Origin of the sequence: Paraburkholderia rhizosphaerae, assembly GCF_004366595.1 — a bacterium.
GTDB classification, from domain to species: Bacteria; Pseudomonadota; Gammaproteobacteria; order Burkholderiales; family Burkholderiaceae; genus Paraburkholderia; species Paraburkholderia rhizosphaerae.
The window spans coordinates 253,476-267,827 of the sequence record NZ_SORE01000004.1; the positions used below are offsets into that span (position 1 = coordinate 253,476).

A 14,352-nucleotide genomic window follows, 5' to 3' on the forward strand; every position below is an offset into this window, starting at 1 on the left:
GGTTGCTTTTGATTTGCTCGCGGTGTGCCTGCGGTGCGCGTGAGCTCGTGCCGCTCACACAATTTGTTGCGCATGCAACCTTGCGATATGGTCCGCATCATAACCTAGCGATCGCAGGACTTCATCGGTATGCGCACCGAGTTCCGGGCCCAGCCAGCGCGTCTCGCCAGGCGTCACCGACATTTTCGGCGACACCGCGGGCAACGCGATCTCGCGGCCGTCCTGCCATTTGAAGGTCTGGATCATCTGACGCGCGATGTATTGCGGATCGGCGAACATGTCCGCGACGCTGAAGATGCGGCCCGCCGGCACATCGGCGGCGTTCAGCACCGCTAGCGCGTCGTCGATCGTGCGCGTCGATAGCCACGCGGCGATCGCATCATCGATTTCCTGCGTGCGCGGCACGCGGCCATCGTTATGCGCGAGCCCGGGGTCGTTCGCAAGATCGTCACGCTCGATCGCACTCATCAGCCGCTTGAAAATCGGATCGCTATTGCCGCCGATCACAATGCTTCCGTCGCGGCACGGATAGGTATTCGACGGCACGATGCCCGGCAGCGACGCGCCGGTGCGCTCGCGCACCATCCCGTACACGCCGTACTCGGGCACCACGCTTTCCATCATGTTGAACACGGCCTCGTATAACGCGACATCGACGACCTGCCCTTTGCCGCCGTTCACCTGCCGATGATGCAGCGCCATCAGCGCACCGATCACGCCGTGCAGCGCCGCGATCGAATCGCCAATCGAAATGCCGATGCGCGGCGGTGGCAGATCGGGATAGCCAGTGATATGCCGCAATCCGCCCATCGCTTCGGCGATCGCGCCGAACCCGGGACGATCGCGATACGGACCGGTCTGACCGTAACCAGAGAGCCGCACCATCACGAGGCCGGGGTTTTCAGCGGCGAGCACGTCGTAGCCGAGTTCAAGCTTTTCGAGCAAGCCGGGGCGAAAATTTTCGATCACGATGTCCGCTCCCTTCGCGAGACGCCGCACGATCTCCTTGCCCTCGTCGGCTTTCAGGTTCACGGTCACCGATTTCTTGTTGCGCGCCTGCACCGCCCACCACAGCGACGTACCGCCGGTTTCCGGATACAGCTTGCGCCATTTGCGCAACGGATCGCCACCTTTCGGGTCTTCGATCTTGATCACGTCCGCGCCGAACTCGCCGAGAAAGCGCGCGGCAAACGGGCCCGCGATCAGCGTGCCGAGCTCGAGCACTTTCACGCCGGCAAGCGGGCCGGCGGACTGGTTCGTGTGGGTCGGGTTCGTTGCGCTCATGTGTCTCCTCCGGTCTTTTTCTATTTGCTGCGTTTTCGGTCGCGGTTGCGGCTATTGCGGCTATTGCGGCGCTGGCGGTGATGGTGCGCCAGCGCCGACACCGGCATGGCGACATGCATTCGCGCGATAGCAAGCTACATCGAACGCCGGTCGAGCATCGCACGCGCGATCGTGCCCGCATCGACATACTCGAGTTCGCCGCCAACCGGAACGCCGCGCGCCAGACGCGTCACCGTCAAGCCACGCGACTTCAGCGTCTGCCCGAGATAATGCGCGGTCGCTTCGCCTTCATTCGTGAAATTGGTCGCGAGCACCACTTCCTTCACGACGCCATCGGACGCGCGCCTGACGAGGCGGTCGAAATGGATTTCCTTCGGACCGATGCCGTCGAGTGGACTCAAACGTCCCATCAGCACGAAATACAGGCCGCGATAGGTCATCGTCTGCTCGAGCATGATCTGATCGGCCGGCGTTTCGACGACGCACAACAGCGTTGGGTCGCGTTGCGGGTCGCTGCAGACTTCGCAGATCTGCGCTTCGGTGAACGTGTTGCACTTCTCGCAATGCTGCAGATGCTCGGTCGCATAGAGCAACGAGCGGCCGAGCTTCTGCGCGCCGTCGCGGTCATGCTGCATCAGGTGATACGCGATGCGCTGCGCGGACTTCGGCCCGACGCCGGGCAACGCGCGCAGCGCTTCGACGAGCGCCGACAAGGCGGAGGGTTGTTTCATGCGGGTCCCGGGCGCGCAAGCCCGGCTCGGATAACGTAGCTGCGACGTAGCTGCGACGAAGCTACGTGGCCGGCCGCGGAAAAAGCCGCGGCCGCTGGCTGTTTAGAAAGGCAGCTTGAAGCCCGGCGGCAATGGCAGACCCGACGTCATGCTGCCCATCTTCTCCTGGGCGGTCGCTTCTGCCTTGCGCACCGCATCGTTGAACGCGGCGGCGACCAGGTCTTCGAGCATGTCCTTGTCGTCGGCAAGCAGCGATGGATCGATCGACACGCGGCGCACGTCGTTCTTGCAGGTCATCGTCACTTTCACGAGACCGGCGCCTGACTGGCCCTCGACCTCGATGTTCGCGAGTTCTTCCTGCATCTTCTTCATGTTTTCCTGCATCTGCTGGGCCTGCTTCATCAGCCCGGCGAGTTGGCCTTTCATCATGGACATGCTCCTTCTTGATCGTATGGATTGCGCAAAACGCTATGGCCTTGTGTCGGGTCTGCTTTCTCGAAGCGGACCCGAGGCCGGCCAGGCGTGGTGAATCAATGGGCGGCGCCCGCGCCCGGCGCGCCCGGCATCAACGGACGAACGGAGCCCGGCACGATGCTCGCGCCGAACTCGCGTATCAGCGATTGCACGAACGGGTCCGCACCGATCTCGCGCTCGGCCTCCTGTTGCCGTTGCGCGCGCTCGGCCGCATCGAGCGCGGCCGCAGTGCGGCGCGCCGGCCCGACCTCGACGATGACGTCCACCGGCTGCGCAAGGCGCTCGGCAAGCGCCGTCTTCAATTTGGCGACCTGCGCGGCGTCCGCGTACTGCGGCACCGGCACGTTCAGCTTCAACGTGGCGCCATCGAGCGCCATCAGTTCGCTGTTAAACGCAAGCTGATACGAGATGCCCTTTAACGGCAGGCTAGCCGCGAGTGCCGGCCAGTCACCTTCAAAACCGACTGCATCGAGCGGCACCGCGGGCGGCAACGCACGCGTGTCGACCACGGTCGCGGGCGCGGCAGCGGGACTTACGCGCACATCGTTATACCCGCTGTCGAAAACTGGCGCGAAGCCGTCGTCCGGCGGTGCGAAGAACGCATCGTCCGCCGATGCCGGTACGTAGTCGTCGAGCGCGCCAGGTGCGTCCGGTGGAATCTCTTCCCAGGGCGGCACGCTGGTGCCGCCTGAACTCGTGCGCGCCGCTGTGTTGCGGGCTGGCGCGGCAGGTTGCTGCGGCGCGCGGCGCGCGGGGTTCGGCGTCGGCACCGCCACGCGCGGCGCGGCGGGCTTCGCCGGTGCATCGGGCGCGGCTTTCGCGGACACGCCTGACGTCGGGCGGCTACGCTCGCCCGACAGTTTCATTCCAGCATTGCGTAGCACGTCGAGCGCCGCGCTCGCGCCGCTCGCGCGGCGCTGTGGCTCGTCAGCCTGCTGCATCGACGATGGTGCGCGCGGCACGTCGGCGGCAGGCTGCAGTTGCGACACCTCGGGCGACTCGGGTGAAGCCTGCGCTACTGAAGATTCGACTGCGTGGCCGGCAGCATCGGCCGAGGATGCGCGGCTTGCAGTCACATTGCCCGCGGCGTCATCAAGCGTCGTGTCATCGGACGCCGAGGCGTTCTCGTCGGTACCCTGCTGTGACATCGATCGCGGCATCGCAGCTGACGCATCTCCCGCTGCGAGCGAGTCCCCTCCGGCCGCCGGTTCGCCCGAATCCGCGCTAGCAGCAACGGAACGCGCGCCACCGGCAGCGGATGACGCGCGCTCATGATTTTCCTGTTCTTTGTGCGCCGGTTCGCTCGACGCGTCGCGCGCGGAAGCGTTAACGGTCAACGGCGCGGTCAACGGCGCACTCGGCGCGCCGTCGGCGGACGCATCGACGGCCGACGGCGCACTCGTCCGATCAGTCGATTCCGCAGCGTGCGACACCGACGCACGGCCTGCGTCCAGCGCGCGCACCGGTTGCGGCACGGGTTCTTGCGCGTCGACACGGCGTGGCGCGCCCGCCCGCTGTGGCATCCCACCTTGCTGCGCTGTCACAGCTGCCGCGCCGGAGCGCTGGCCACCCGCCGCCGCGCCCTGCGTAGCCGGCCGCGCCGCCGGAACCGGCCCGCCGCCCGCGGCGCCGTTCAATGACGGCTCGAACGCGAGCATGCGCAGCAGCGTCATTGTGAAGCCCGCATATTCGTCAGGCGCGAGGCCCAGTTCGCCTCGACCAATTGTCGCGATCTGGTAGAACAGTTGCACCTGCTCGGCGCTCAACGTGTCGGCAAAGCGCCGCAGATCGCCTGCTTCGGGCCATTCGTCGAGCACCGACGAAGGCGCGAACTGCGCCCATGCAATACGGTGCAGCAAGCTCGCGAGATCCTGCAACGCGGTGGAAAACGACAGGCTGCGCAGCGCCATTTCGTCAGCCACGGCCAGCACCGCGGCGCCGTCGCCCGCCGCGAGCGCGTCGAGCAGCCGGATCAGATAGCTCTGATCGAGCGCGCCCAGCATGCCGCGCACGGCCTCTTCCGTCACCTGGTTCGCCGAGTACGCGATCGCCTGATCGGTCAACGACAACGCATCGCGCATCGAACCATCGGCAGCGCGCGCGAGCAGGCGCAGCGCTTGCGCTTCGAACGGAATCTGCTCGTCGCCGAGAATCCGCTCGAGATGCGACACGATGTGCCCGGCGGGCATCTGCTTCAGATTGAACTGCAGGCAGCGCGACAGCACCGTCACCGGAATTTTCTGCGGATCGGTGGTCGCCAGAATGAATTTGACATGCGGCGGCGGCTCTTCGAGCGTCTTGAGCATCGCATTGAACGCGTGGTTCGTCAGCATGTGCACTTCATCGATCATATAGACCTTGAAGCGCGCATCGACCGGCGCATACACCGCGCGCTCGAGCAGCGCGGCCATTTCGTCGACCCCGCGATTGCTCGCCGCATCCATTTCGACATAGTCGACGAAGCGCCCTTCGTCGATCTCCCGGCACGCGCGACACACGCCGCATGGCGTCGCGGTCACACCCGTCTCACAGTTGAGCGCCTTCGCGAAGATCCGCGATAACGTGGTCTTGCCGACGCCGCGTGTTCCGGTAAACAGATAGGCGTGATGCAGACGGCCACCGTCGAGCGCATGCGTGAGCGCGCGCACGACGTGCTCCTGTCCGACGAGCGACGCGAAATCTTTCGGCCGCCACTTGCGTGCGAGAACTTGATAGGTCATCGGGAAATTGTATCAGCAACGCATCGGCGCAAAGCCGGTTCAGGCGGGCGCCATAAAGGGTTTGCGAAAAACGGCTGCCGGGCTTGCAAAAAGCGGATCGTGTCGTCCGTTATTGAAACCTCACGCTCAACCGCCGCGCGCTCTATTGTATTTGGCTAACGCGTCGATAGAGAAAGACTTCGCGCGAGACCGTCAAATGAAATGCGCGGAGAAAGTGACGCGTGACGAACACGACGTAGAAAAAAGCGCGAGGAAAAATGCAACGGAAGAAAGAGGAAGGTGACGAGCCCGACCCTCGGCACTGGTGGAAAACGGCTGTGGCTGCTTCGTTCCCGACCTGACCAGGTTGACCGCACCTCCATGCGAGGAGGCCCGTCACGAAGCATTCTATCATCGCCGGGCCAGGCGCGCGACTGGAAAATCGGCCACACCGCTTGCGCGCATCGCGTAGCGTGCGCCCGGATCGCGCAGCGCGAGCTCCGCGAACGCGCCGCGACAATGCGCGTCGCAGGCCCTTGTGTTCGACGACCACCATCTCCAGATAGCCCACAGAAAGGACCGATGCAGGATGCGGCGAAGCATCGATCCTGCTGCCGGAATGGGTACTATCACCACGGGCAGCACATAGCGAATTAGGCTAAACTGCGTGCAAGTGACCCGTAAAGTCAAGCGCCGAGCGCCTTCGCAGGTTCTTCGCAGCTGGTCCCCACAGACCTCGAAAGTGATTCGGTTGAGGCTTTCTTTGCGGTAAAGCGAACGGAGATTTTCTTCAGTTTTGATGTATCGTGGCGAGCATTCAGGCAGGCCTCGAACCGAATGAGGTATTCAGACAATGAGCGAACAAATCAAGCACATCAGCGACGCGTCGTTCGAACAGGACGTCGTCAAATCCGATAAACCGGTTCTGCTGGATTTCTGGGCAGAGTGGTGCGGTCCGTGCAAGATGATTGCACCGATTCTCGACGAAGTCGCGAAAGACTATGCAGACCGCCTGCAGATCGCGAAGATCAACGTCGACGAGCACCAGTCGACGCCGGTGAAGTTCGGCGTGCGCGGCATCCCGACGTTGATCCTCTTCAAGAATGGCGCTGTTGCCGCGCAGAAGGTTGGCGCACTGTCGAAATCGCAGCTCACCGCGTTCCTCGACGGCAATCTGTAATTGCCCGGACTCACTGCCGAGCCTCACTGATTAACCGGCGCATAGCCGCGGCTCATCGCGTTGTTATAGCCGGTTAATCTTCGCCTTCAGTTTGTTTGCGCGACAAGCGGCCGCATCCGGCCGATCCAGCCGGTAACAAGCGCGCGAACGATCATCTCCGGGGCGGTTGCATGGCCCTGGTTTGTTGTCGGTTGACAACACGGGCAAAGCAAAGCTGCCGGTCCGCCACGCAGGCTGGATCAGGCGTGTGCTATGCTAGAATCCATAAAGCGTCGATAAGACGAGTACGTCCCTGAGCGGTCCCGCTCAACCCTCCTCCCAGATTCATTTCAGGTCGCACCTTCTCCCTGCGGGTTCTCCGTATGCATTTATCCGAGCTTAAGACTCTGCACGTCTCACAGTTGATCGAAATGGCCAATGGCCTTGAGATCGAAAGTGCAAACCGCCTGCGCAAGCAGGAGTTAATGTTTGCCATTCTCAAAAAGCGCGCGAAGACGGGCGAAACGATCTTCGGTGACGGCACGCTCGAAGTGCTGCCGGACGGCTTTGGTTTCCTGCGCTCGCCGGAAACCTCCTATCTCGCGAGTACGGACGATATTTACATCAGTCCGTCGCAAATCCGCCGTTTCAATTTGCATACGGGCGACACGATCGAAGGCGAAGTGCGCACGCCGAAAGACGGCGAACGCTATTTCGCGCTGGTGAAAGTCGATAAGGTCAACGGCCAGCCGCCGGAGGCATCGAAGCACAAGATCATGTTCGAGAATCTGACGCCGCTGCACCCGAACAAGGTGCTGCTGCTCGAACGTGAAATGCGCGGTGAGGAAAACGTCACCGGCCGTATCATCGATATGATCGCGCCGATCGGCAAAGGCCAGCGCGGCCTGCTGGTCGCGTCGCCGAAGTCCGGCAAGACCGTGATGCTTCAGCACATCGCGCATGCGATCAAGCAGAACCATCCGGACGTCGTGCTGTTCGTGCTGCTGATCGACGAACGCCCTGAAGAAGTGACGGAAATGCAGCGCTCGGTCGCGGGCGAAGTGATTGCGTCGACCTTCGACGAACCGGCCGCGCGTCACGTGCAGGTCGCCGAGATGGTGATCGAAAAGGCCAAGCGCCTCGTCGAAATGAAGAACGACGTCGTGATTCTGCTCGACTCGATCACGCGCCTCGCACGCGCGTACAACACGGTCGTGCCGGCCTCGGGCAAGGTGCTCACCGGCGGTGTCGATGCGAACGCGCTACAGCGTCCGAAGCGCTTCTTCGGCGCGGCACGCAATATCGAGGAAGGCGGTTCGCTGACCATCATCGGCACCGCGCTGATCGAAACCGGCAGCCGCATGGACGACGTGATCTACGAAGAATTCAAGGGCACCGGCAATATGGAAGTGCACCTCGAGCGCCGTCTTGCGGAAAAGCGCGTCTATCCGTCGATCAATCTGAACAAGTCCGGCACGCGCCGCGAAGAGCTGCTGATCAAGCCCGAGATCCTGCAAAAGATCTGGGTGCTGCGCAAGTTCATTCACGACATGGACGAAGTCGAAGCCATGGAATTCCTGCTCGACAAGATTCGCCAGACGAAGAACAACTCCGAGTTCTTCGATATGATGCGCCGCGGCGGCTAAGGCCCGAGCGCCGTGCATCGCGCGTGCTTTCGCGCGCGCGTCGCAATGACAAACGCCCGCAGTCGCGGGCGTTTGTCATCGAACTGCGCACTAGCTGCACTTACGGCACTCGCTGCACTCACACCGCTTACGGCATGATTCGCGCTCCGCGCGCAGCGCGATTAAAATCGTCGCAGTCCGCAAACCTGTGTCCGTGCGATCTGTCGGTCAAGCCACCTCTAGCGATGCTCTCGAAACTCACTCACTGGATCGGCACGCGTCGTCGCGAGCGCGCACTGCGCACGCACGCGATTTCCGATGCGCTGTGGCAAACAACGCTCGCCGGTCTGCCGTTCCTCGCGTGGCTTGACGCATCGGATCAGGCGCGTCTGCGCGACATGACCAGCCTCTTTCTCGCGCAAAAGGAATTCTCAACCGCGCATGAGCTTGAACTCACCGACGAAATCAGCGTAGCGATCGCCACGCAGGCCTGCCTGCCGGTGCTCAATCTCGGGCTCGACCTGTATCGCGGCTGGGTAGGCGTGATCGTCTATCCGGGGGAGTTCGTGATTCGCAAGACGGTCGAAGATGAAGACGGCATCGTCCATGAAGTCGAACACGATGCGAGCGGCGAAGCATGGGAAGGCGGGCCCGTCGTGCTGTCGTGGGAAGACGCGCAGATGACCGATGGCAGTGACGCATACAACGTCGTCATCCACGAATTCGCGCACAAGATCGATATGGTGACGGGCGCCGCCGACGGCCACCCGCCGCTGTTCCGGCGGCTGCACGCGCCACTCGACAGCGCCGCGTGGGCGGACGTATTCGATCACGCATATGACCAGTTCTGCGCGAAGGTCGACGCGATACCGGATCGCCGTTGGGCGCGTTTCGAACGCGAGTCGCTGATCGACCCTTACGCAGCGGACCATCCGTCAGAGTTTTTCGCGGTATGCAGCGAGGCACTTTTCGTGAAGCCGCGCGAATTCGAGGCGGAATATCCGCAGTTGTACCGGCTGCTCGCCCGCTACTACCGGCAGGATCCCGCACAAACCGGCGTATTGCACGGCAACTCGGCGGACTGACAACCGGGTTTGCCGGCACCCACCGGGTTGTTGCATCGGCCATCGCGCGACAAAACGTCGAATGTCGGCTTTAGGCGCGTCGCGACAAGCCAGCCCGCGCTACCGTTGGCCGCGAAAAAACTGATGAAATTCTCGCCAAGCGACTGATTTTCTGGCATAATTGCCGCTTTTCGACCTTAGGCAAGTGGCTTGCGAATCCGTCGGATACCGCTGGCTGGCTACCGCCCGCTCAAAGGAAAGACCATGAAAGAAGGCATTCACCCGAATTATCGCGAAGTCGTGTTCCAGGACATGTCGAACGACTTCAAGTTCATCACGCGCTCAACCATCCAGACGCGTGAAACCATCGAATTCAACGGCCAGACCTACCCGCTCGCGAAAATCGAAGTGTCGTCGGAGTCACATCCGTTCTACACCGGCCAGCAAAAGATCATGGACACGGCCGGCCGCGTCGAGAAGTTCAACAAGAAGTTCGGCGCCCGCGCAAACGGCAAGGCGGCCAAGTAACGCATCACGAGTTGCACCGCGCGAGGGCTGGCCGCTGTGCTCGCCCCGCGCAGTCCTCCCCGAGAAAGGGCAGCATTGGCTGCCCTTTTTTGTCTCTGTCGGTTTTGTCTTTTGTATCGCCGCGGCACACGCGTCACACGGTTGCGTTCGTCATTCGCGCGGCGGCCGACCGGACGCGCCAGTTGCGCGGCGCAGAGCCTGGCGTGAAGACACAGCAAGCCGACCGCAGGATCACAATCAGCCACGCGCCGTTGTCAACACCCAGTTGTCAGCACGCCATGCTGCCTGTCACATGCTTATGACGCACAGCGCCGCGCACGTCTACAATGCCGGATGCTCAATCGGCCGGGTTTCCGTGCTGCACGCGTCGTTGGCCCACTCGCGGGCCGCCTGGTCGGCCACCGCGTGCGCATCGCGTCACGGAAAAACGCATCATCACGATCAATAACACCGCATGAGACCCGTTGTCCGCCTCACCGCCTCCGCAACCAGCGCGCTGCCGCGCTCGTTGCTGCTCGCCATCTGCGTGATCTATGCATCGTTCGGTCTGTTCGGCCGCGATCCATGGAAGAACGAGGATGCCGCCGGCTTCGGCGTGATGTGGACAATGGCGAACGGCACCCTGCACGACTGGCTGCTACCGAACCTCGTCGGCAAATACATTACATCGGACGCACCGCTCGGCTACTGGTTCGGCGCCGCCGCGATCCGGTTGCTCGCGCCGTGGGTCGACGCGAGCAACGCGTCGCGCGTATTCACCGGTCTGCTGTTCTGCGCGGCGTGCGCGTTCGTCTGGTACGGCGCCTATCTGCTCGGCCGGCGCCCCGAAGTACAGCCGTTCAAGTATGCGTTCGGCGGCGAACCGGAACCGCGCGACTACGGCCGCACACTGGCCGATGGTGCACTGCTGATCCTGCTCGCGTGCTTCGGTCTCGCGGAGCGAGGCCACGAAACCACGCCCGCGCTTGCGCAGTTTTTCTGCATTTCGATGCTCGTCTACGGGCTCGTGCGGCTGCTCGACAAACCGATCCAGGGCACGCTGATCTGGGGCGCCGGCCTCGGCCTCGTGATGCTCACCGCGAGCCCGGTGCTGGTCGGCGCGCTGCTGATCGGCACGCTGGTGATGATGCTGATCGTGCGCGAAGCATGCACGCGCTGGCTGCTGCTGGCGGGTCTGCCGGTCGCGCTCGTGCTATCGGCATCGTGGCCGATCGCGGCACTGATCTTCTTCCCGTCGGATGCGGTCTGGTTCCTGAATCAATGGGTGCGCGGTAGCCTGCACTCGTTCGCGGGCCCGTTCGGACCGGTACTGCTGTATGCGCTGAAAAACCTGCCGCTCTTCACGTGGCCCGCGTGGCCGCTCGCGATCTGGGCGTGGTTCAGCTGGTCCGGGCTGCGTCGCGCACCCCACATTGCGATTCCGCTGGCAGTGATCGGGCCGCTCTTCGCGCTCGTCATTCTGCAAGGCTCGGAAACGAACCGGCTATATATGCTGCCGCTGCCCGCGCTATCGGTGCTCGCCGCTTTTGCGCTGCCGACGTTGAAACGCGGCGCAATCAACGCGTTCGACTGGTTCGCCGTGTTGAGTTTCACGGTGCTCGGCTCGTTCGTGTGGCTGGTATGGCTCGCATCGATGACCGGCTTCCCGTACTTCCTCGCGCGCAACCTGTCGCGGCTCGTGCCGGGCTACGTGCCGCAATTCAGGATCGTGTCGTTGCTGTGCGCGATCGCGGTCACGGTCTGCTGGATGGCGCTGGTGCAATGGCGCGTCGCGCGGCATCCAAAGGTGTTGTGGCGCAGCGTCGTGCTGTCGAGTGCGGGCACCACGCTGATGTGGGTGCTGCTGATGACCTTGTGGCTGCCGATCGTCAACTACAGCCGGACCTATAAGGACGTCGCCCAGCAGATCGCCGCGCATCTGCCGGAAGACTACTCGTGCATCTCGCCGGTGCGTCTGGGCAACGCGCAGATCGCGACCTTCGCGTATTTCGGCGGCATGCATTTTTCGTTCGACGATGACGATTGCGACGTGATTTTGCGCCAGGATACGCAGGACTTCGGCGAACCGAGCCCGATGTCGAACTTTGTCTGGAAGCTCGTATGGGAAGGCCGGCGGGCAGCCGACCGCGACGAGCGGTTCCGCCTGTATGTGCGAATCGACCGTCCGAAGCCGCCGGTCAAGCGACGCAACGTGCGCCCTGCAAGGCCGCAATGAAGCAACACGATGAAGTAACGCAATAAGCACCGCACCGAGCGCCACACGAAGCGCCGCAGTAAGGCACCGCAGTAAGCGACACATCAAGCGGCATGTCCAGCACATGCCGATCAACCCAGCGGGCCGCACGCGGCCCGTGACCCACCGCACCCCAAGCGCAAACGAATCGTCATGACGCAAACCGGTCAACCGCCGCCCACCGATCCCCTGTTCGCCGACGTGCGAAAGATTGCGGTGCTCGCATGGCCGGTGCTGATCGGCCAGCTCGCGATCATTGCGTTCGGCGTGATCGATACCGCGATGGTCGGCCGCTACTCGGCCACCGATCTCGCCGCGCTCGGGCTCGGCGCATCGATCTACATCTCGGTCTACATCGCGCTCACCGGCATTCTGACCGCATTGCAGCCGATCGTCGGGCTGTCGTACGGCGCGGGCCGTCATGAGGAAATCGGCGAGGATGTGCGGCAGGGATTGTGGCTGACGGCGGCGCTCACCGTGATCGGCTTTCTGATCCTGTACTTCCCTGCCCCGCTGCTACAACTCGCGCACGCACCGGACGCACTGCGTGAACGCACGATCGACTATCTGCAGATTCTTGCGTTCGGTCTGCCCGCCAGCCTCGTGTTTCGCGTCTACTCGGCGCTCACCACCGCGGTCGGCCAGCCACGACTCGTGATGTTTCTGCAGGTCGGCGCGCTCGCGCTGAAAATTCCGCTGAACCTGTGGCTGATCTTCGGCGGGTTCGGCGTGCCGCCGGCCGGCGGACCCGGCTGCGCGCTCGCGAGCACCGTGCTGAACTGGCTGCTGGGTGTCATCTCGCTGCTGCTGATGATGAAACTCGACGTGTTCCGGCCATTCGCGATTTTCTCGCGCTTGTGCTGGCCGGTCTGGCAGCGCCAGCTCGCACTGTTGAAGCTCGGCATTCCGATGGGGGTGTCGTACCTGATCGAAGTGACGTCGTACACGTTTATGGCGCTGTTTATCGCGCGCTTCGGCACGACGACGCTCGCCGGTCACCAGATCGCCGCGAATCTCGGCGCGGTGCTGTACATGACGCCGCTATCGATTGGCATCGCGACGTCGACTCTCGTCGCCCGCGCGCTCGGCGCGCAGCACATCGAAGCGGCGCGCACGCTCGCGCGGCACGGCATTCTGATGGCCTGCGCGATCGCGTGCTGCTTCTGCGTGATGGTGCTCGCGCTGCGGCCGCTGATCATCGCCGGCTATACGACCGACGCGCGCGTTGCTCAGGCCGCGATGCCGCTCGTGCTGATCGTTGCGTTCTATCACATCTGCGACGCGCTACAGATCACATCGGCGTTCGTGTTGCGTGCGTACCGGATCGTGCTGGTGCCGACCGCGATCTACGCGTTCGCGCTGTGGGGCGTCGGGCTCGGCGGCGGGTATCTGCTCGGCTTCAACGTCGGCGGCGCCGTGCCGGCGTGGCTAACCGGTGCGCGCGGCTTCTGGGTGGCCAATACCGCGAGTCTGGCGGTTGCGGGCGTCGGCCTGCTGTTTTACTGGCGCAGCATGGGCGGTCGCAATGCCGGCACGACCGGCGTACCGCACGACGAAGCGCGGACCTGAACGCAATCCGCTGTTGCGCACGTATGGTCTGTCGCACGCGCGCGTCGCTCATGCACGGCATCACCCAGCTTGCCGTTCACGACATTCGCGCGACGCCTGAGCGACACCTGAGCGACACCCGCACCACATCGAGCGTCACACCGCGTCGACTTGCGCGTGTCCGACCCGCTCAAACACTTCGCGTGCCGCGAACAACGCATTCAATGCGGCCGGAAAACCCGCATACACCGCCATCTGAATAAACACTTCGACAATCTCGTCGCGCGTGCAGCCGACGTTCAACGCTGCTTCGATATGCACCTTCAATTGCGGTTGCGCATTGCCCAGCGCAGCAAGCGCGGCAATCGTCGCGATCTCGCGTGCACGCAAGTCGAGCTTCGGGCGGGTGTAAATGTCGCCGAATGGAAACTCGATCAGCAGGCGGGCGAAATCCGGTGCGATCGGCGCCAATGCGGCGAGCACCTGCTCTCCGGCCGAACCGTCGATTTCCTTCAGCTTGCTCCAGCCCCGTGTGTAACGTTCGTTTCGTTCGTCCTGAATGTGTTCCATCGTGAAACCTCGCTCCGTTCAGTGTTAGTCGACATGTCATGTCTCACTGCACCTCGTCGTTCGAGTCACCACGCTCGATCGCTTCATAGTGCACGATCTTGTCGCTGATCGCCGCGAGGCTGGTCTGCAACTCCGCGATGCGCGCCAATACCGCGTCGCGATGCGTAACCAGCATCTCGCGGCGCGCGCGGATCGTCGCGTCGCCCTGCGCGCGCAGAGCGGCGAACGCCTGCATGCCGGAAATCGGCATACCGGTGGCCTTGAGCCGCATCACAAACTGCAGCCAGTCGAGGTCGGCCGGCGCGTACAGACGATGCCCCGCATCGCTGCGGCCGACCGCCCGCAGCAGGCCGGCCTGCTCGTAGTAACGCAGCGTATGCGTGGAGACGCCGCTGGTCGCGGCGACCTGACCGATCGTAAGTGCTTTGGACATGACG

General features: G+C 63.2%; 12 protein-coding genes and 1 other RNA gene. 6 read left to right on the forward strand and 7 right to left on the reverse strand.

What is annotated here, in order from left to right; translation table 11 throughout:
* Window positions 1-54 precede the first annotated feature (54 nt).
* The 5 genes from BX592_RS07050 to ffs all read right to left on the reverse strand — a co-directional run bounded on the left by BX592_RS07050 (window position 55) and on the right by ffs (window position 5,586).
* Window positions 55-1,284 carry a CaiB/BaiF CoA transferase family protein gene (locus BX592_RS07050; protein ID WP_134190946.1) on the reverse strand — a complete coding sequence of 410 codons (1,230 nt, stop codon included), beginning with the start codon at window positions 1,282-1,284 and terminating at the stop codon, window positions 55-57.
* 134 nt (window positions 1,285-1,418) lie between these two features.
* A complete protein-coding gene (recR, locus tag BX592_RS07055; protein WP_134190947.1) occupies window positions 1,419-2,015 on the reverse strand; it encodes a recombination mediator RecR in 597 nt (198 codons plus the stop codon).
* A 102-nt stretch (window positions 2,016-2,117) separates the two neighbouring features.
* The gene (locus BX592_RS07060) at window positions 2,118-2,444 is read right to left on the reverse strand and encodes a YbaB/EbfC family nucleoid-associated protein (protein ID WP_134190948.1); all 327 of its coding nucleotides are present in this window, start codon (window positions 2,442-2,444) and stop codon (window positions 2,118-2,120) included.
* 101 nt (window positions 2,445-2,545) lie between these two features.
* On the reverse strand, window positions 2,546-5,209 hold the full coding sequence (locus BX592_RS07065; RefSeq protein WP_134190949.1) for a DNA polymerase III subunit gamma/tau: 2,664 nt from the start codon (window positions 5,207-5,209) through the stop codon (window positions 2,546-2,548).
* 278 nt (window positions 5,210-5,487) lie between these two features.
* Window positions 5,488-5,586: signal recognition particle sRNA small type (ffs, locus tag BX592_RS07070), an RNA gene on the reverse strand.
* 455 nt (window positions 5,587-6,041) lie between these two features.
* On the opposite strand from ffs, the gene trxA reads away from it, so the two are divergent.
* From trxA to BX592_RS07100, 6 genes are all read left to right on the forward strand, one after another.
* Window positions 6,042-6,368, forward strand: coding sequence for a thioredoxin TrxA (trxA, locus tag BX592_RS07075; protein WP_006048864.1), 327 nt, complete (start codon window positions 6,042-6,044; stop codon window positions 6,366-6,368).
* Between the two features lie 362 nt (window positions 6,369-6,730).
* Window positions 6,731-7,993, forward strand: coding sequence for a transcription termination factor Rho (gene rho / locus BX592_RS07080; RefSeq protein WP_075157316.1), 1,263 nt, complete (start codon window positions 6,731-6,733; stop codon window positions 7,991-7,993).
* 224 nt (window positions 7,994-8,217) lie between these two features.
* The gene (locus BX592_RS07085; protein ID WP_134190950.1) at window positions 8,218-9,057 is read left to right on the forward strand and encodes a M90 family metallopeptidase; all 840 of its coding nucleotides are present in this window, start codon (window positions 8,218-8,220) and stop codon (window positions 9,055-9,057) included.
* A gap of 243 nt (window positions 9,058-9,300) precedes the next feature.
* Entirely contained in the window at window positions 9,301-9,564 is a 264-nt protein-coding gene (locus BX592_RS07090; RefSeq protein ID WP_134190951.1) for a type B 50S ribosomal protein L31, read from the forward strand.
* Between the two features lie 454 nt (window positions 9,565-10,018).
* Window positions 10,019-11,779, forward strand: a complete 1,761-nt coding sequence (locus BX592_RS07095) for an ArnT family glycosyltransferase (protein WP_134190952.1) — start codon at window positions 10,019-10,021, stop codon at window positions 11,777-11,779.
* A gap of 207 nt (window positions 11,780-11,986) precedes the next feature.
* A complete protein-coding gene (locus tag BX592_RS07100; RefSeq protein WP_134191066.1) occupies window positions 11,987-13,366 on the forward strand; it encodes an MATE family efflux transporter in 1,380 nt (459 codons plus the stop codon).
* Between the two features lie 135 nt (window positions 13,367-13,501).
* On the opposite strand, the gene BX592_RS07105 is transcribed toward BX592_RS07100, so the two are convergent.
* Together BX592_RS07105 and BX592_RS07110 are read right to left on the reverse strand one after the other, a co-directional pair.
* Window positions 13,502-13,915 carry a carboxymuconolactone decarboxylase family protein gene (locus BX592_RS07105; protein ID WP_134190953.1) on the reverse strand — a complete coding sequence of 138 codons (414 nt, stop codon included), beginning with the start codon at window positions 13,913-13,915 and terminating at the stop codon, window positions 13,502-13,504.
* Window positions 13,916-13,958: 43 nt separating this feature from the next.
* Entirely contained in the window at window positions 13,959-14,348 is a 390-nt protein-coding gene (locus BX592_RS07110; protein WP_134190954.1) for a MerR family transcriptional regulator, read from the reverse strand.
* Window positions 14,349-14,352: the final 4 nt, after the last annotated feature.